Source organism: Mesorhizobium sp. M0923, assembly GCF_040319365.1.
Classification (GTDB): Bacteria; Pseudomonadota; Alphaproteobacteria; order Rhizobiales; family Rhizobiaceae; genus Mesorhizobium.
Map to the genome: position 1 here is coordinate 49,997 of NZ_JAMYNW010000002.1, position 16,374 is coordinate 66,370.

Genomic DNA, 16,374 nt, shown 5'->3' on the forward strand with positions numbered 1-16,374 from the left:
TGGACCGCAAAAAGTCCCGCCGCACTGCCAGAACGGCGGGACCGATCAAACGCTTTGCACCAGGCGGGGGGATGCGGGGGGGTTGGGCTTGCCAAGTGAGCGCGGACCGTAACCAACCCTAAGCGCAACAGCGGCAACGCGTCCACCAACCGCCGGTTGGAGCGACAGGACGATTGACCCGCCGGCAGGTCAGGTCATCCCGGGTCGCTATCGCTCGCAACCAGACGGTAGCGGAAATTGTTGCGGATGTGGTCGTTGAAATAGCGGCCCTTGGCGAACGCGGCCCGGAACGCGGCAAAGGTTTCCGGCGGTACCCCCTCAAACTCGTACCGTTTACCGCTGGCGACGAACCACACCGAGAGGGTCCTTCTATCCAGATCATATTCCATCTTGCGGATCGAAGTAGATGGCATGAGCACCACAGGCCGAGGCCCGCGCCCTTGCGGGGAGCGCGGGCCGATCGGGATACCGATCTGCAGCAATACCTGGAGGGGAGGGTTCGCTGCGTGCACCGAACTTTCGCGGCGGTCCCGTGTTCCCAATCAAGATACACAAAAAGGTAGCTGCACCTTTCGGCATCACGCGCACGTTGGATTTCTGAGAAAGCGCGAGCGTCAATACTAACAATGCGGCTGGTCTCGAAGAAGCCGCCCATGACATTGCCGCTCGGGCGTCAGCCAAATGGGATTAGTTGCGCAGCATACTCATCCGGCGTGGGAGGGACACATGCCGATCCACCGAAAAGCTGAAGAGGCAGGCGTCTTCAATCCATCCGAACTCGCGTTGCTGGGCCGCGTGTTCGATCGGCTCAAGTTCGAAGGTCAATCTGAACAGCGGCGCGAAGCGCTGGCGTCTCGTATCCTTGCAAACTACACCGCTGGAATTACACACGAGGAAGAACTTGTTTCAACGTCGAAACTACCGCTGGCGCGCTAGGGAGTTGGCTCCGCCATTGTGTGGCGGGCCAGATCCCGCCGCGAAGGTGCGCCTGGCTTTTTGGCGTTTGCGGGCGTGCGCTCGTCAATCTAGAAACGTTGAATGTACCGCCGTCGGGCCTTTGCCCGCACCAGGACAGACCGACGGGAAGACGTATCGGCTTGTAAGCCCAGCGGCCCGCCCTTTTCCACGGCGTCGGCGGCGTCATCGTCGAGACCCACCGCGCGAACGCAGCAAGTTCTGACAGGCCGCAGGATCGGCATTTCCAAGGCCGCCGAGGCCGAATGGCGGTTCGGCTGCGCGGCTCGGAATATTTAAGTCGAAGGTTTTCATCCTGCGCATCGCGCCGCTGAGAACAACTTTCGATAGCGACTGATTGCTGCTGTTCGCGCCGGTCTGGAACCCCCGGGCCGCCTTCAACGTTGTTGGGCATGGCTGACGATCGCGCAAATCATCTGCTGGGCGTTGCAACCACCGCAAAGATCGGCAGCCATCCGATTCACCCCATGCTGATCCCTTTCCCGATCGCATTGCTCGTGTCGGTATTCCTGTCGGATTTAGTGTTCTGGTCGACCGGCAATGCATTCTGGGCCGAAGCATCCTTCTGGCTGCTCGGCTTTGCCCTGTTGATGAGCGCTGCCGCGGCGCTGGCCGGCTTTGCCGATTTTCTTGGAAATTCAAGGGTGCGGTCCATCAATGCCGCGTGGCACCATATGGTCGGCAACGTCGTGGCCGTGGTGCTGGCGCTGGCCAGCTTCATCCTGCGCCTAAGCGCCGGTGCCGCCGAGGGCGCCTTGCCCTGGGGCCTGGCGCTGTCGACGATTGTCGTTCTGCTGCTCCTTTATACCGGCTGGAAAGGCGGGACGCTTGTCTACGAACACAGGGTAGGCGTCCATCCCGAAGAGGGTGAGGACGTCAACTCCCGCCCGGAACTATCCCGATAGGGTTGACGAATGGCCGACCTGCCGGGAGCCGTCGTCGTGGTCACCGGCGTTGTTTCGTGTCTTTGGGATTCGTCAAATACCAGGGAGACACCATGAGTTTTGAGTTGCAGAGCCAAGGGCTGGCGCAAGGCTCAACGCAAGCCAGTTCTAAACCGTAGCCTGTGGGAGGAACTGGAAGCCCTCGTTGCCGGCCGCGATATCACCTGGGAACGGGTGCGTGGCCACAATGGCGATCCATTGAACGAGGAGGTCGACCGGTTAGCCAATGAAGCTGCTCGGTCGGCTAGGTTCTCATAAAATGCTCATTGCTGTCGGATTGGCGTTCGCGTCCATTGTTGCTTTAGCCAGGCTGCCCAAGTAAACATCGCTCCCCGGGCCGCATCGTGTCCCACTCAGTAAGTGACTGTGACGACGACAGTGTCGGTGTAAACACCGGCCGACGGCATGGCCTGCGGAGGCACCCGGCCATAAACGGTCAAGGCTGGGGTGTCCGGTGCCAGTTCCCGTCACCATGCTGCCAGCCATCGACGCATCACCCCAAGGCTGAGTTCGGGCAATGTCCTTGTAGAGCCCGTAAGTCACGGTTCCGCCCCCTTTGACATTTGCGGCTGCGGGGGTGAACCGGCGGTCGAGGCTGCCCAGTTCCGGCATTTCGGCGATCAGGCTGCGGGCAACGACAGGACCGACACCCGGCACGGAGGAAAGCAGCTTTTCGTTGACCCGCCAGACTGGGGACTTGCGGATATGATCGTCCATGCCCGCATCGAGGCTTGCCAGCTCACGCCGAAGCGCGACGAGCAGCCGGTGGATGCTCTTTTGCGCCTGTTTCGCGATGACCGTGCGAGCACGGTTGTCCTCCGCCACAATCATCTGCACGATCTGACGCCGGCGGGCGACGAGCTCGGCCAGGGGCTCGGTTTCGGCGTCGCGCAATGGCCGCAATTGCGGCCTGGTCGCAGCGATGAAAGCGGCAATGACGGCAGCATCGATCGGGTCGGTCTTGGCCCGCTTGCCGAGTGCATTGGCATAGGCGCGCACCTGCGCCGGATTGACCACAACAATCGCCAGGCCGGCGCCTGCCAAGGCGGCGACCGCCAGTCTCTCGAAGCTGCCTGTCGGCTCCAATCCGACAACGGCCGGCGAAAGGGCTGCCAGCCGCCGAACCAGATCCTCCACCCCGGCGTGGTCATTCTCCACCGAGAACGCCTCGCCGGACGGCAAAACATGCACGTCGAGCCGATCCTTGGAAAGGTCGATGCCAACAATGATTTCCATCTTGTCCCATCCTTGCCTAATCGGGCTTCGCTTGCGGCCCAGGCGACTGTTCGGGTTCGATGGAACGGCGGACGAAGACCCTTGCTCTGTCACGGGCTCAAAGGCCCAAAGAGGGGTCGGTCTCCCGTCCGCCACCGCACCTGCCTTCATAGCAGAGTCGGCAAAAAACGATACACGTTGGCCTCCTTGGCAGCCGCCTCAAAGGCTGACGACCTCTTGGGGGAAGACTCTGTCCTCGAACGCGTCCACGCAGGATTGGACCACCTTGGTCCACTTCGGGCCCTTTGTGTCCCACCCATGAGTTCCTCGGCGGCTCCCTCGACGTGGCTGACCCCATTGCGAATGCCCGGACGTTTCGTCTTCACGTAGACCGGTGGAGAGAACCAGAGAGGACCCATAAGGGGGAACTTAGAGCGGCAAGAGCCCGCTGACCAACCCCGCTTTAGCCGCAGCTAAGGGAACGATGTAGGCCCTCGCAGGTTTAGAGGTTGCAGCGGGATTCTTCGTGGATGTGCAGGCGCTGTAGGGGGGTCCGTCGCCTCCCCTTGCTGGCGGCGGGCTCCTTTCGCGAAGGCGGTTTTGGTCAGAGACACCTAGAACCTTATACCGCATCCAATTTAGCTAGTTGTCATTGGGGGGAGTAATGTCCCCTCCTCTTTTGCAGCAGCCAGGAACGCCTTGCGGGCCTCCTCAGGTTCCATCTCGTCGAAAATCACGGCCATGCAAACGCGCACCGCGAGGTCCCAGCAGGGGCCACGCTTGGTCCACTTCATCAGCTCCTCGCCGGCTGTCTCGGCGTTGTTGACGTTGTGGATGATCCCGGGACGCTCGGTCTTGACGGGGACCGGAGGGTTGAACCAGTGGAGAGCCATGCGGTCACTCTTTGTCGACCTTATCAAGTTCCTCCAGCAAATACCTTTGCTCAGCCCGCAGTTCCCGTTCTACATGCAGAGTTAGCAGGTTGCGAAGGTAATTGCGGATTACCTCTGACTGGTGAAAATGGCGCAGGACGGCGCGCTTCCGTTGCGATGCCACAGCGGCTGAAGTTGGCTGACAGCTACTCGCGACAGTCGAAAGCCACGCAGAGGCCCATGGCAGTTGCTGCCTCGACGATCGCCTCGGTTAGTTCTTCGTCGGAGGGCACCAAATAAGGCGCAGTCTCCCGAGCTTCGCGTAGTGCCGCTTTGATCGAGACGGTGTCGCCACGGTCCGTCGCGGATGGTGCGAAGGCCGAGTTCGGCGCAGCCGCGGTAGGCGCCCAGGGCATGCAAATTATGCGAGGTCGCACGAATAAGATCGAGGCGAACCCCGTCCTTGCGCCGGTGCGAGGAGCACTCAAAGCCTGCCATGAAAAAACTGGCGAAGCGCGAAGCTTGCGGAACCGGAGCCTCCACCTGGTGCTCGTCCCTGCGCCCCACTTCGCTCATTCGAAGTCTCCTTTCAGCAGTCGGCTTCGAACTCGGCCGCCTTGTTAGGACCGGGAACCGCGTTGGCGAAATACCGCATCCAATCGGGCGCGCGCCATCTTCGTTGCTCAGTCCAGCTCGTCCTTGCGTGGCCGGGTAATGCCGAACCGATTGGTCGAGCCTTGTTCCTGTGGTGGACCGTCCGGAGCTGGGGGCGAATGAGGAACAAGGAGGGCCGTGCCAAGTTCGGGGCGATGTACCACCGCCGATCGACTCGAGCGGCTGCTCAGCAACAAGAGAGGCACGGGATCACATGACCGTTCAGATTCGACTTTCCGAGATCGACCACGCCAGGCGCGAGGATCGTGGCGACGGCGCTTGGAGCATCGCACCGGACTTGGGCTATTTGCGGCTAGCAATCGTCAATGTCGTGTTCTTCGGCGCACCGGGCAGCGGAGATCGGAACTGGGTGCTGATCGATACCGGGTTGCCGACGTCCCGCAGCAGCATTCTTGCGGTCGCGGAAAGGCGGTTTGGCACGAACGCACGGCCGGCCGCGATCATCCTGACCCACGGCCATTTCGACCATGTGGGAACGGTTCTAGACCTCGCAAATAAATGGGACGTGCCTGTCTTCGCGCATCCACTCGAGCACTCCTATTTGGACGGAACCGCATCCTATCCGCCACCCGATCCCTGGGTCGGGGGTGGACTGATGGCGCTGCTGTCGCCGCTTTTTCCACGCGGGCCAATTGATCTTGGCAACCGTTTGGAACTCTTACCTGCCGACGGATCGATCCCCGGAATGCCCGGATGGCGATGGTTACACACACCCGGGCACGCGCCTGGGCATATCTCGCTCTGGCGCGAGAAGGACCGTTCGCTGATCGTAGGGGACGCTTTCATCACCACCGGTCAGGAGTCAGTCTATGAGGTCGCCGTTCAGGATCTTGAGATGCACGGTCCGCCGCGCTACTTCACGCCGGACTGGGATGCGGCGGAAAGATCCGTGAAGCACCTGGCTGCCCTGAACCCGCAGATGGTCATCAGTGGACACGGTGCGGCTGCTGCGGGAGTGGGCATGCGTCACGCTCTTGACAGCCTGGCTGAGCGGTTCAGGGTGTTCGCCGTCCCGCCGAAATTGAAATTTGTGCGCGAGCCGGCGGCAGTCCAAGGTAGCTGAGGCTAACCGAGCCGCCGTCGTTCTGAAGTATGGTCAAGTTGGGCAGACTCTATTTCTCGAGCCGGTAGAGTTACCCGTCGGGTCGTGCCCCCTACCGTCGCCGACAAACTCTGACAAGCGGAACAACCCGGAAGGCGCCGGGTTAGGGCGTTCGATCGGCGCAGGCGACAGCGGCCAAGCGCCCCGAAGTTCTGCGTCAGGAGAAGACGTCAGATGGAAAACGAGTACCCCGAAGGACGCGTCCTCTCCGCCGGCGAGCCGACCGGCAAGAAGTTGTTCGAGCCCACACGCGTCGGCATCCGCCGAGACTTGGCTTCGATTCGCTCAACCGTGGAGGAGACCAAATGGCAAATCTGGGAAGATTGGCGATCGCCATGCTTGGCGTTCTGGCATACCAAAATCGCGACAAGCTCTGTGAATTGATTCCGGGAGCGGGGTATCTTAACCCAAACGACCCGCAACGCAGAATTCTGGCTCAGATAACGAATGGCGTGTCGAGGGCTGACCTTGGTGAGATCCTCGACCGGTTCAGGGAGGTGGGGGCAGGATCGAAGGTCGACTCGTGGGTTGGCAGCGGGCCAAACCAACCGATCGAGCCAAGGGACGTCGAAGCGGCAATGGACGAAGGTACACTCACGTCCATTTTGATGCACACGGGTCTTTCGCGCGACGAGCTAATCAGAAGGATTGCGCGGGATCTACCCGAGACAGTCAACGAGATGACGCCGAATGGTGAATGGCCGCCTGAGCCGACACAAGGCTTGGATAAGTCGACCCTGCTCGACAATGTATCGTAGGGGACGCAGCCAGGAATGCAGCCGGCCAAGGCGAGATCCAGTACTCTACACCGGGGAATCCAATTGCTCGGACGCACCCAGTTGGACAGCCCGCCAGCCGCAAGTTACCGGCCTTGGGAAGGCTCGTCGGTCGTGTCCCATCAGGTGGTGTAGCTCGGCGGTTACGAAGCCGCTCGCGAGCGCGCCGTCAGTAGCGAGTGGGGCGGCCGAGGTCGCGGGGCAGCGGTGGTCCAAGCATCGGGGGCTTGGGCTTGATCCCGGAATAGTCCTTAGACAGCCTTTCAATTGCCTCCGTGGTTGGCTTCCGCTCAGTGTTGTAAAGCTCGTCAGCCTGCTCTTTGATGCGCAGCGCCGGTCCCTGCAGCGCCATCATGGTGACGCCTAGAACGGTGCCGGAAGCAACAGCTGCAATGGCGACAATAATGCTGCGCTTGAAGCGCACAGCGCGGCGAGGCGAGGCCCGCAGCTGCAGCTGTTCTGGATCGAGTTTCGGTGTAGCATCGGAGCGGGGAGTATCCGTCATGGACCGCATCCCGTTCATCGAGATCTCCAGCCCCACACGATCTGAGAAGGCGGCCGGGAGATGGGGCAGAAGTCGGGTGCTCCGCGTTAAGTGAAGCATGCGGCAACGGAGGCACGCCTTGCGAAGCTCGCCGCTCACTGTCGTGTCATGTTCCCGTAGACCTCCGGAGTGCGCCACCGTCCGCCCATCACTTGGTTTGTCTTGGCGGGGCGGTTGCGGCAAGCGCGTCGGCCGACAAAGCGTCTGTTGAACTGCTACGCCCAGAATACATCGCCATCGCAGCGGCAGCGCAGGGCGGCAAGCGGCACCGCGACAAGGAAGCGGTCTGCCCACCATCAGGTTTCCTCCAAGCCCAGCTCCAGGGCTCGGCCGGACTTTGTCTCCCCACCTACCTTGCTATTGTGCAATGCGGCAGCGATATTGCTGCGTATGCGTTGAGCGGATCGAGGTCCATTCGGGCATCACAACCGGAGGCGGCTCGATTGCGAAAAAAATCCGATACGTCGCAAGTATCGCCGCGTTGTAAGCGCGATATGCGTCACATACTCCCAAACGTAGCGGGTCGAACCATCTGCAGACGCTGGCCGAGTTCGGTACCAAACCCGGCGCGTTGGGGCCACGTTTTATCTTCCCGATGAACTGCCCAAAGGCGCTCCGCTCGTCGTCATGCTGCATGGCTGCACCCAGACTGCGGCAGCGTACAACCGTCACTCCGGATGGTCGCGACTTTCGGACGAAACCGGGTTCGCCCTGCTCTTTCACGAGCAGCAACGCGGCAACAATCCAAACCTCTGTTTCAAATGGTTCCAGCCTGACGACGCCAAGCGCGGTTCGGGCGAGGCGCTTTCGATCCGCCAGATGATCAAGACGATGGTCGTCACCCACGGTCTCGACCACGGGCTTTTCGGCTGGAGGCGCAATGGCAGCGGCCATGCTGGCGACATATCCGGAAGTATTTGGAAGGCTGTGCGATATTGCCGGCCTGCCCTACGGCAGCGCAACGACAATCCCGGACGCGTTCGATAGAATGCGTGGACATGGCGGCCCGTCGGAACAGGATCTGCAACGAACTCCGCGGCGCGTCGCATCATCGAGGACCGTGGCCGAAGATCTCAATTTGCCACGGCACCGCCGACCAGACGGTTTCGCCTTCCAACGCCGAAGCGCTCGCGAGCCACTGGCGGGAGGTCCATCGGGCAAAAGCGCTAACGCATCTTTAGGCTGCCGGCCAGCACGCAAACCAAGTTTGGCGTGATGGCGCGGGAGAAGTCTTGATCGAGGTCAACATGATCGCTGGGATGGGCCACGGTACACCGCTCGGCAACGGCCTCGTCGCTCCGGGACCCTTTATGCTTGATGTCGGCATCTCTTCCACTCAGGAGATCGCGCGGTTCTGGGGCATCTTGGTAACGGAGAAGGGTGTCTCCACGACATCGAGGCCAGAGTTGCCTGCTCGCCAGCACGTGCCATCCCGTTTGGAGATACCAGCTATGGAAAAGGCGAAGACGGCGTCCTCGGAGTCAACCGCCACCCTCCAGTCCCGCGTACTAACGCATCGGGCCAGCCGGGCGTGAAGAACCTCATCGAGCACGCCCTTCGGACAGCGGGCCTTATGCGCTAACCCAAGCGAGCGCACCGCCCCCACACGTCGTCCCTGCTTCCCCGCCAATAATAATGCGGCCCTTCGACCGGGAAATTTGGACCGCGTGATGGAAGCCGTCTCGAAGACCTCGGGCCTATTTGCAAGCACACTGTTCAAGGCCGCGATATGAACGCAACCCAGTGCAGTATGTTCGACGGCCATTTTTCAGCTTGCTGCCGCCGATCGTTTGAAGATGATGGTCACCTTCGTCCCTTTGCTAGCGCTAGAGTCGACTGCGAACTGCGCCTTGGCGTTCTCGGTCAGCGAGCGCGCGATCAGCGCTCCGAGCTTGCCTGGCTTGGGCCACGTCTCGCCTTCCGGCAGGCCGATTCCGTCGTCCGCCACTATAACCCGGCAGCCGTCGCCATTGACGATGCTGTGCAGCGTTATCGTGCCGCCGTCGCGTCCCCGGAACGCATGCTTTAGTGAATTGGTCAGCAATTCGTTCACGACCAGTCCCGCCGGCATGGCGACGTTTATTGACACGGGATATGTATCCACCTTCATATCCAGGCGGATCCCCTCGACTGCGTGCGAACTCATCACCGCGGACGCGATCTGGCTGAGATAGACGCCAAGATCGACCTCCTCCTTCGGCTCGTCGGCCGTTAGCGTCTGGTAGAGGATCGCCAGAGCGTCGACGCGACCGGCGAGCCGCTCAAACCGTCTCCGGTCGGCCTCGGTTGCGTTGCGGCTTTCCAGCCGGATCAGTGCAGTGATCATCTGCAGGTTGTTCTTTACCCGGTGCTGCAGTTCGCGTAGCAGCGTGTCTTTCTCGCTGACACGCTCCTCCACCGAGCGCTCATCTCCCGCCTCGCCATGGGCCGATACGTCGACCAGCGCCACCAGCCGGAAGCACATCTTGCCGTTGTCGTCCTCGATCACGTTGGAATAAACGTCGACGATCGTCGGCTTATCCTCGTTGCGTTCCAGCCTGTAGGTGCCGACTAAATCGGTTCCCTCGACCACGGCCTCGGCAAGCGGCCGGTCCTTCTGCTCGTGGAGGCCTTTGCCCAAAAGGGCTGCCCAGTTTTCCCGGGTGAGCCTGGCGGCCATCAGGCCTGAGAGCTTCTCGAATTCGGGATTGGCGTAGACCACACGCTCCTCAGCGGCAAGGTCGGAAACGGCTATGGCGATCGGCACCTGGTCAAGGAATTTTTTGAACTGTTCGCTTTCCAGTGCGGTTGCAAGCTCAGGTGTATCCAGCAACTGCTCGACCGCCGCGGGCTTTTCTGAATCAGATGTCATTTGCGCGCCTGTTCCGTGCGTACAATATCAACAATCCAGCGCCCCCGCCATCGCCAAAGCTGGACACTGCATTTTCATGCGCCGCGTATAGGCCTCGAGGAACAAGTCGCCAGTCAGCTGGACTTCATGCGGGCCGAGAACGATAGCGTGAATGCGATCACGCAGATGACCACCGGCCAATTGAACCAGCTACCTGAGCATCACGATAGCTTATCTATCTTGGCCCGGCCCTGCCCCGGCCTTTTCAGACGTGCGCTGACGCGATGGTCGAGCCATATCGACTCGCCTACATCGTGATGTTCACGACAGCGGAAATCGCCTGTGGGCAATGCAACCAGGCAGATCATCGAAGATTGCCCGGGACATCACGTCGCCGAGGGAAACCGGGCATCGTATTCGCATGCTGATGCGCGAGGTCAACCATCGCGTCAAATCAGTATTCGATCATCATTTCGATCCGCGAGACCAACAAGCGGGCCGAAAGCCCGGCCGCATTGGAAGCGCATTGTGTCACACATTTATGCCACTCCTTGTCAGGCTGACTTGGCCGCTGGCAGTGCCGAAGATATTTGGGCCGGCTGCAGTGTCGACCGTCTCCGCTTCGGCTATGAAGGAACTTGCAAGCCGTCCCTCGCAATTGCGGTCCACCTCAGCGGAATCGGGCTTACTTGTTCCGTCGGCGCTGCTTCGCTCCAGCTATAAAGAGGTATCGGTGCCTGCCGGAATCCTAGCCGGCGATGGTGACCGCCTGCTCGATGCGAAGGGGCAGGCCCACCGCCTTCATGCTGATGTGCCAGGTTCGCTGATTCATATCGTGCAGAATTCCGGTCACATGGTGCACCACAGCGCGTCCCAAGCCGTCCTTGCCATGATCCATACAGTGGTCGCCACGGCGGGAGCGAACGATGAAGCATTGCGGCGCACCCATGACTAGCCCCCCGCAACGCTACCGGTGCGACTCGCGGCTTGCTGCAATCGATGCGTGCCTTGCCGAGCTGCGCGGCAAACAATTTAGACCTGAGCCAAACATCCTTGTTGCGGTGTGGCTTCAAATGCGTACCGAACGTGGAGCCGCTTGCATGTAACCAAATTGCCGGCTCGGCGTTTCCTTCGACGCCGTTGCAACGGTCCCGCCCACCAACGCAAGCTTACAGAACACGAATTAGCGAGGCGATAGCTTCTTCCACAAGTATAGACTGGCAAATTCATGAGTCGCAATTTTCTGGTGATTGAACCTGAGGAAGGCATTGCCGTGCTCAAGGGGCTTGCCTCCTCGGCGCGTATCTCGATGCTGAAACTGCTGCATGAGAAGGGGCCGATGAATGTCAACGAAATCGCCGCCGTGCTGTCGCTGCCGCAGTCGACCGTCTCGACCAACATCCAGGTGCTGGAGGATGCGGGGCTGATCCGCACCGAGCACCTGAAAGCGAAGAAAGGCAGCCAGAAAATCTGTTATCCGACGGCCGAAGAAGTGCTCGTCGTGTTCAAGAGCGAATATCGTGCGGTCAAGAACGACGCGATCGAAGTGTCGATGCCGATCGGGCTTTACACCGGCTTCGAGGTTACCGCGCCCTGCGGCCTTTGTTCGCCGGACGGCATCATCGGCTTGCTCGATGTACCGAACACTTTCCTCGATCCGGATCGTATGAAAGCCGGGCTGTTGTGGTTCACCCGCGGTTTTGTCGAATACCAGTTTCCCAATAATGCCAAGCTCGCCAATGCCGAGATCACCGAGCTCGAAATGGCGATAGAGCTGTCTTCGGAAGTGCCGGGCACCAGCGCCGATTGGCCCTCGGACATCACGCTGACGATCAATGGCGTCGATGTCGGCACCTGGACGTCGCCGGGGGATTTCGGTGACAAACGCGGCGTCTTCACGCCGTCCTGGTGGAAACTCAAGGGTTCGCAATACGGCAAGCTCAAGAACTGGCGAATTGCCAATGACGGCACCTATGTCGACGGCCTCAGGATTTCCGAAACCGGCCTCGCCGCACTCGATCTGAAGAGCCATCATTCAATCCGCGTCCGTATCGGCGTCAAGGACGACGCCAAGCGCCCTGGCGGGATTAACATTTTCGGCAAGGGCTTTGGAAATTACGATCAGGACATCCTGCTCAGGATCAAAACCGGTTGATATCATCGATCCCGGTTTGAAAAATAGTGAACCCAATTTCAGCTGCTTCCTTTCATCTAGCCAACTCGCATCCAATGGTCAGACTTGCGGCTATCTTGTCACCGGCGCTGAGAAACCGATTGGCACGACTGGTCTCACCGAGGAGTTCGAAGAGAGAATTTAAATGTATTATCTGACGACCAGCTTACCTTGATCCATTTTATACTCTCAACCTGCCTCGTCGCAGGCTTCGCCGACTGCCTACGTCATCCGCCTGGGACATCTAGCCCATCCGTTATCGCTTGACGACCATTGATCCGAAACGGCGACTGGCAGCACCATTGTGATGAGCGAGCTTAATCTGTGCCTTTCTTGGGTTTTGTCGGCGTCCGTCGGCAATGCGACCTGGACGAGGTGGGTAGCCCAGCGGCTACGATTGGATCACGTTCTCTAGGCTACTCTGGAAAGTATGTGCCGATCCAAGTCGCACTTGGCCAAGCCATATCGCCAGCGGTGGTTCGTCGTCTCGCGTCTGCTCTGGTAGAACAAAGTCAATTGCCGGCCTTCGATCATTACGGTCGAATGGCCATTCTCGCCGGGCTCACCAGGGTCGAGAACGGGGCCAACGGAAACGTAGGGACCCTTGACGTCATCGGCGATGGCGAAGAAGACGCGCTGCCGGCTGCCGCGCGGACCTTCGGGGAGGAAGCAGGTGGCGTTAAGAAGCACACGACCGTCCGGGAGCTCGACGAGCTGCGCGCCTTCGATCCCCCATTCGTAATCCGGGTGTTCGCGCGCATTGTGATGCGGCACGTCGAGATGATCGAGTATTTTGCCGAGACGTTTCCATGGCCCGAACCAGGAATCGGATTGGCTGCGCGCCAGATAGACATCAGGCTGGGGCACCCTGGTGAATTTGGGCATGCCTGAATAGACGATGTAGCGCTTGCCGTCGACGATTGCCGGATGGGGATCGTAGATGCCGTCCTCATCGGTGTCGGGCAGCGACAATATCGCCGGATTGAGCACCACCCAATGAAAGCCGTCATTGGAGACCGCGTGCTCGCAACGTCCGCCGGACTTCATGAATTCGGTCTGGATGAACATATGGAAGACGCCGCACTCATGAATGACGCCGGGCGCCGCAATGCCCGATCCGGTTACCGGCAAAACGATCGCCTCGTGCTCTGTCCAGGGTCCATAAAGATCCGGCGCTGTGGCGTGGAGGATTTTCCAGCTCTCGGTTGTGACGGTGCCGCTGGAGCCGAAGACGTGCCAGAGCGTGCCATCGAACACCGGACAAGGGTCCTTCAGATCATCCACCGCCTGCGGGTGAAACAGTGGAAAGACGTTGGTTTCAAAGTCGATCTTCATTCGCAAGCATTCCCGCGATTGTTTCGCGGACCCCTTTCATTTGGACCGTCTGCGTGACTCAGCCGAATCGATTCGCAGCCCTCATTTATAACTCCGCCCATGAACGGTTGTTGAACGATTGAACGATTTCAACCGTTCTGTGGCAATGCGCCACATTTTGGGTGAGGTCACGCACGGCGCGGGGCTTCAGCTTCTGGAGCGGCCATCATGTCAGCCGGATGCAGGGTCGTTCGGCTTGACCTTCTCTCTTGAGCCATGGCCGGAATGGAGCGGACCGCTGGCCTCGCCCGAGACAGTTTGGAACTATGGAACAACTTACTGGGATGAAAGTTATATAGATGGCTGCGAATTTCATTCGAAGCTGCCTCGATTAACGTATGTTAGCCGAGTCAATTTCTAATTGTAACGAAGGATTTCTATATGGAAATGGCGGTGGGCACCTCCCTAAAACCAAACACCACCGTACAGTCGTCAATTTTACTTTGCTTTTCCCACCTCCGATGGAATTTTGTATTCCAAAGACCGCAACAGATTCTGACGCTCGCAGCAAAACAGCAGCAGCTAATTTATTTCGAGGAGCCGATCTTCGACGAAAGGCGCCACGCTTCGACGCGGGTGAACGATGTTTCACCTACGATCAGAATTGTGACGCCGCTGATCCCAGTTGGTACTTCCGCGACCAGGGCGAACGCGATCCAGCGCAGGTTCGTCGATCAGATCCTCGCCTCCACGCCGCATGACCGATTAACGACCTGGTATTACACGCCCATGGCGCTACGCTTCAGCGATCATCTCGCCTGTGACGTCTGCGTCTACGACTGCATGGATGAACTCTCCGCGTTCAAAGACGCTCCCGCAGAGTTGACGCAGTTGGAAAAGGCGCTGTTGCAACGTGCCGATGTCGTCTTCACGGGCGGGCAGAGCCTTTACGAGGCCAAGCGAAGCCTGCATCGTTCGATCTTTGCTTTTCCAAGCAGCATCGACGTTGCACATTTCCATCAGGCGAGAGAGCCGGGTGAGGACCCACTCGACCAGGCCAACATACCTCACCCGAGAGTGGGGTATTTCGGGGTCATTGACGAGCGGCTCGACGTCGAATTGGTAGCGGAGACGGCTGCAGCAATGCCGGACGTGCAATTCGTCATGCTCGGCCCTGTGGTCAAGATCGATCCGGCGAGGCTGCCCACGGCAAGCAACCTGCATTGGCTGGGCGGCAAGTCCTATGCCGACCTGCCACGCTACCTCCGGCATTGGAGTGCCGGCTGGATGCCTTTCAAGCTCAACGAGGCGACACGCTACATCAGTCCGACAAAGACTCCTGAATTCCTGGCGGCAGGACTGCCGGTGGTTTCGACAGCGATCGTCGACGTCGTGCGCACCTACGGCGCCGAAGGCCTTGTCGACATTGTCGACGCCGAGGATGTCGAAGCCAAGCTTCGATCCATCCTGACGCGTCCTCGCGATTTCCTGGTGGAGAAAGCCGACGCCTACCTCGCCGATATGTCCTGGGAGAAGACCTGGAATGCGATGGCGGCCCACATCCAGCGCGCCCACGCGATGAAGAGCGTCGTGCCGTTGCTGAGGGGAGCGTGAGCATGTTCGACTGGCTGATCGTCGGCGCCGGCTTCGCCGGCAGCGTGCTGGCGGAACGCATCGCATCGCAGCGACAAGAAAGCGTCCTGATCGTCGACAGACGAAATCACATCGGCGGCAATGCGTATGACTGTTATGACGAGGCAGGGATCCTGATCCACCGCTATGGGCCGCACATATTCCACACCAACGCCCAATCGATCGTCGACTACCTGTCGCAGTTCACCGACTGGCGGTCTTACGAACACCGCGTGCTGTCGCTGGTCGACGGAAAGCTGCTGCCGATACCGATCAACCTAGACACCATAAATCGCCTTTACGGCCTTAAGCTGACATCCGAGCAGCTGCAGGAGTTCTTCGCTTCCCGGCGAGAGACGGTGGAAGAAGTCCGCACAGCCGAAGACGTCGTCGTGAGCACCGTGGGCAGGGAGCTCTACGAGAAATTCTTCCGCGGCTACACGAGGAAGCAGTGGGGTGTTGACCCTTCCCAGCTGAGCAAGTCGGTGACGGCGCGAGTCCCAACCCGGACCGATCGGGATGATCGCTACTTTGGCGACACTTTCCAAAAAATGCCGGCAGGCGGGTATACGCGCATGTTCCAGCGCATGCTGGATAATCCCAAGATCAAGATCATGCTACAGACCGACTACCGCGAAATTCGCGACAAGATCCCCTTCCAGCGGATGATCTATACCGGTCCGATCGACGAGTATTTCGACTGGAAGCTTGGTCGCTTGCCCTACCGTTCGCTGCGCTTTGAGCACACGACGCTTGATTGCGAGGAGTTTCAGCCGGTCGCCGTCGTCAACTATCCGCAGACGGAAAACTACACCCGCATCACCGAGTACAAGCATCTGACCGGACAGAAGAGTCCGAAGACCAGCCTGACCTACGAATACCCCTCGGACATCGGAGATCCCTATTACCCGGTGCCGCGGCCCGAAAACGAGGCGTTGTACAAGAGCTACGAAGCGTTGGCAGCGGCGTGCCCACAGGTCTGGTTCGTCGGACGTCTGGCGACATATCGCTATTACAATATGGATCAGGTCGTCGGGCAGGCTTTGGCGACGTTCGCGCGCCTTCAAAACAGCATGCCGGTAAACGGCATCGGGCAGATGCCGAGGCAGCGCGAGGCGGCGGAGTGAACGATGCGCCGGGATTAAGCTGCATTCGCGGTGACCATTAACATTTGAGATGGCGCAAAGATCAGCCGAAGCTAATATGCCGTTGGAGGGGTCGTGCGTACGAGACGTTTCACAAAGCCGATAGTCGTTCAACCGGCCGGATCGATCGCGACAGGGTTGTTGTCTCGGTAACGGACGCGGCCGAGGTTCTGCTGA

Annotated in this window: 16 protein-coding genes and 2 pseudogenes; 11 read left to right on the forward strand and 7 right to left on the reverse strand. The window is 59.7% G+C overall.

Annotated features, from left to right (window positions below; translation table 11 throughout):
* Nucleotides 1-194: 194 nt before the first annotated feature.
* Nucleotides 195-413, reverse strand: coding sequence for a KTSC domain-containing protein (locus NKH89_RS03960; RefSeq protein ID WP_023722567.1), 219 nt, complete (start codon nt 411-413; stop codon nt 195-197).
* Nucleotides 414-726: 313 nt separating this feature from the next.
* On the opposite strand from NKH89_RS03960, the gene NKH89_RS03965 reads away from it, so the two are divergent.
* The 3 genes from NKH89_RS03965 to NKH89_RS03975 all read left to right on the forward strand — a co-directional run bounded on the left by NKH89_RS03965 (nt 727) and on the right by NKH89_RS03975 (nt 2,177).
* The gene (locus NKH89_RS03965) at nt 727-936 is read left to right on the forward strand and encodes a hypothetical protein (RefSeq protein WP_023722566.1); all 210 of its coding nucleotides are present in this window, start codon (nt 727-729) and stop codon (nt 934-936) included.
* Between the two features lie 431 nt (nt 937-1,367).
* Nucleotides 1,368-1,880: a DUF2231 domain-containing protein gene (locus NKH89_RS03970; RefSeq protein WP_023722565.1), complete on the forward strand. Its 513-nt coding sequence runs from the start codon at nt 1,368-1,370 to the stop codon at nt 1,878-1,880.
* A gap of 99 nt (nt 1,881-1,979) precedes the next feature.
* Nucleotides 1,980-2,177, forward strand: coding sequence for an RNase H family protein (locus tag NKH89_RS03975; protein ID WP_084643096.1), 198 nt, complete (start codon nt 1,980-1,982; stop codon nt 2,175-2,177).
* Nucleotides 2,178-2,272: 95 nt separating this feature from the next.
* Here the strand turns inward: NKH89_RS03975 and NKH89_RS35745 are convergent.
* The 3 genes and pseudogenes from NKH89_RS35745 to NKH89_RS03990 all read right to left on the reverse strand — a co-directional run.
* Nucleotides 2,273-2,477 (reverse strand): annotated as a pseudogene (locus NKH89_RS35745) (spore coat protein U domain-containing protein); the annotation flags it as partial.
* A gap of 24 nt (nt 2,478-2,501) precedes the next feature.
* Nucleotides 2,502-3,155: pseudogene (locus NKH89_RS03985) on the reverse strand (IS110 family transposase); the annotation flags it as partial.
* 617 nt (nt 3,156-3,772) lie between these two features.
* The gene (locus tag NKH89_RS03990; RefSeq protein WP_352484679.1) at nt 3,773-4,027 is read right to left on the reverse strand and encodes a DUF982 domain-containing protein; all 255 of its coding nucleotides are present in this window, start codon (nt 4,025-4,027) and stop codon (nt 3,773-3,775) included.
* A gap of 847 nt (nt 4,028-4,874) precedes the next feature.
* On the opposite strand from NKH89_RS03990, the gene NKH89_RS03995 reads away from it, so the two are divergent.
* On the forward strand, nt 4,875-5,744 hold the full coding sequence (locus NKH89_RS03995) for an MBL fold metallo-hydrolase (protein ID WP_352846253.1): 870 nt from the start codon (nt 4,875-4,877) through the stop codon (nt 5,742-5,744).
* A 344-nt stretch (nt 5,745-6,088) separates the two neighbouring features.
* Nucleotides 6,089-6,541, forward strand: a complete 453-nt coding sequence (locus tag NKH89_RS04000) for a YidB family protein (RefSeq protein ID WP_023722560.1) — start codon at nt 6,089-6,091, stop codon at nt 6,539-6,541.
* 187 nt (nt 6,542-6,728) lie between these two features.
* On the opposite strand, the gene NKH89_RS04005 is transcribed toward NKH89_RS04000, so the two are convergent.
* Nucleotides 6,729-7,082: a hypothetical protein gene (locus NKH89_RS04005; RefSeq protein WP_245278762.1), complete on the reverse strand. Its 354-nt coding sequence runs from the start codon at nt 7,080-7,082 to the stop codon at nt 6,729-6,731.
* Nucleotides 7,083-7,730: 648 nt separating this feature from the next.
* On the opposite strand from NKH89_RS04005, the gene NKH89_RS35750 reads away from it, so the two are divergent.
* A complete protein-coding gene (locus NKH89_RS35750; RefSeq protein ID WP_502896865.1) occupies nt 7,731-8,090 on the forward strand; it encodes a PHB depolymerase family esterase in 360 nt (119 codons plus the stop codon).
* 245 nt (nt 8,091-8,335) lie between these two features.
* Nucleotides 8,336-8,638, forward strand: a complete 303-nt coding sequence (locus NKH89_RS35755; RefSeq protein WP_502896866.1) for a hypothetical protein — start codon at nt 8,336-8,338, stop codon at nt 8,636-8,638.
* A gap of 233 nt (nt 8,639-8,871) precedes the next feature.
* Here NKH89_RS35755 and NKH89_RS04015 read toward each other — a convergent pair whose 3' ends face one another.
* Complete coding sequence (locus NKH89_RS04015; RefSeq protein WP_352494311.1) at nt 8,872-9,954, reverse strand: sensor histidine kinase; 1,083 nt, start codon at nt 9,952-9,954, stop codon at nt 8,872-8,874.
* Nucleotides 9,955-10,354: 400 nt separating this feature from the next.
* Here NKH89_RS04015 and NKH89_RS04020 point away from each other — a divergent pair, with 400 nt between their 5' ends.
* Complete coding sequence (locus tag NKH89_RS04020) at nt 10,355-10,888, forward strand: alpha/beta fold hydrolase (protein WP_023723255.1); 534 nt, start codon at nt 10,355-10,357, stop codon at nt 10,886-10,888.
* A gap of 273 nt (nt 10,889-11,161) precedes the next feature.
* On the forward strand, nt 11,162-12,088 hold the full coding sequence (locus tag NKH89_RS04025; RefSeq protein WP_352908432.1) for an ArsR/SmtB family transcription factor: 927 nt from the start codon (nt 11,162-11,164) through the stop codon (nt 12,086-12,088).
* Nucleotides 12,089-12,517: 429 nt separating this feature from the next.
* Here the strand turns inward: NKH89_RS04025 and NKH89_RS04030 are convergent, their stop codons facing one another.
* Nucleotides 12,518-13,441 carry a glycoside hydrolase family protein gene (locus NKH89_RS04030; RefSeq protein ID WP_023717098.1) on the reverse strand — a complete coding sequence of 308 codons (924 nt, stop codon included), beginning with the start codon at nt 13,439-13,441 and terminating at the stop codon, nt 12,518-12,520.
* Between the two features lie 420 nt (nt 13,442-13,861).
* Between NKH89_RS04030 and NKH89_RS04035 the strand changes: the two genes are divergently transcribed.
* Together NKH89_RS04035 and glf are read left to right on the forward strand one after the other, a co-directional pair.
* Nucleotides 13,862-15,034, forward strand: a complete 1,173-nt coding sequence (locus NKH89_RS04035) for a glycosyltransferase family protein (protein ID WP_352908433.1) — start codon at nt 13,862-13,864, stop codon at nt 15,032-15,034.
* A 2-nt stretch (nt 15,035-15,036) separates the two neighbouring features.
* Nucleotides 15,037-16,179 (forward strand): UDP-galactopyranose mutase, encoded by a 1,143-nt coding sequence (glf, locus tag NKH89_RS04040; RefSeq protein ID WP_352908434.1) that lies wholly within the window; start codon nt 15,037-15,039, stop codon nt 16,177-16,179.
* Nucleotides 16,180-16,374 lie beyond the last annotated feature (195 nt).

Excerpts from the sequence above, each read along its gene's own strand:
- NKH89_RS03960 (WP_023722567.1), bottom strand. The coding sequence starts at position 413 with ATGCCATCTACTTCGATCCGCAAGATGGAATATGATCTGGATAGAAGG.
- NKH89_RS03965 (WP_023722566.1), top strand. The coding sequence starts at position 727 with ATGCCGATCCACCGAAAAGCTGAAGAGGCAGGCGTCTTCAATCCATCC.
- NKH89_RS03970 (WP_023722565.1), top strand. The coding sequence starts at position 1,368 with ATGGCTGACGATCGCGCAAATCATCTGCTGGGCGTTGCAACCACCGCA.
- NKH89_RS03990 (WP_352484679.1), bottom strand. The coding sequence starts at position 4,027 with ATGGCTCTCCACTGGTTCAACCCTCCGGTCCCCGTCAAGACCGAGCGT.
- NKH89_RS03995 (WP_352846253.1), top strand. The coding sequence starts at position 4,875 with ATGACCGTTCAGATTCGACTTTCCGAGATCGACCACGCCAGGCGCGAG.
- NKH89_RS04000 (WP_023722560.1), top strand. The coding sequence starts at position 6,089 with ATGGCAAATCTGGGAAGATTGGCGATCGCCATGCTTGGCGTTCTGGCA.
- NKH89_RS04005 (WP_245278762.1), bottom strand. The coding sequence starts at position 7,082 with ATGAACGGGATGCGGTCCATGACGGATACTCCCCGCTCCGATGCTACA.
- NKH89_RS35750 (WP_502896865.1), top strand. The coding sequence starts at position 7,731 with ATGCTGCATGGCTGCACCCAGACTGCGGCAGCGTACAACCGTCACTCC.
- NKH89_RS04015 (WP_352494311.1), bottom strand. The coding sequence starts at position 9,954 with ATGACATCTGATTCAGAAAAGCCCGCGGCGGTCGAGCAGTTGCTGGAT.
- NKH89_RS04020 (WP_023723255.1), top strand. The coding sequence starts at position 10,355 with ATGCTGATGCGCGAGGTCAACCATCGCGTCAAATCAGTATTCGATCAT.
- NKH89_RS04025 (WP_352908432.1), top strand. The coding sequence starts at position 11,162 with ATGAGTCGCAATTTTCTGGTGATTGAACCTGAGGAAGGCATTGCCGTG.
- NKH89_RS04030 (WP_023717098.1), bottom strand. The coding sequence starts at position 13,441 with ATGAAGATCGACTTTGAAACCAACGTCTTTCCACTGTTTCACCCGCAG.
- NKH89_RS04035 (WP_352908433.1), top strand. The coding sequence starts at position 13,862 with ATGGAAATGGCGGTGGGCACCTCCCTAAAACCAAACACCACCGTACAG.
- glf (WP_352908434.1), top strand. The coding sequence starts at position 15,037 with ATGTTCGACTGGCTGATCGTCGGCGCCGGCTTCGCCGGCAGCGTGCTG.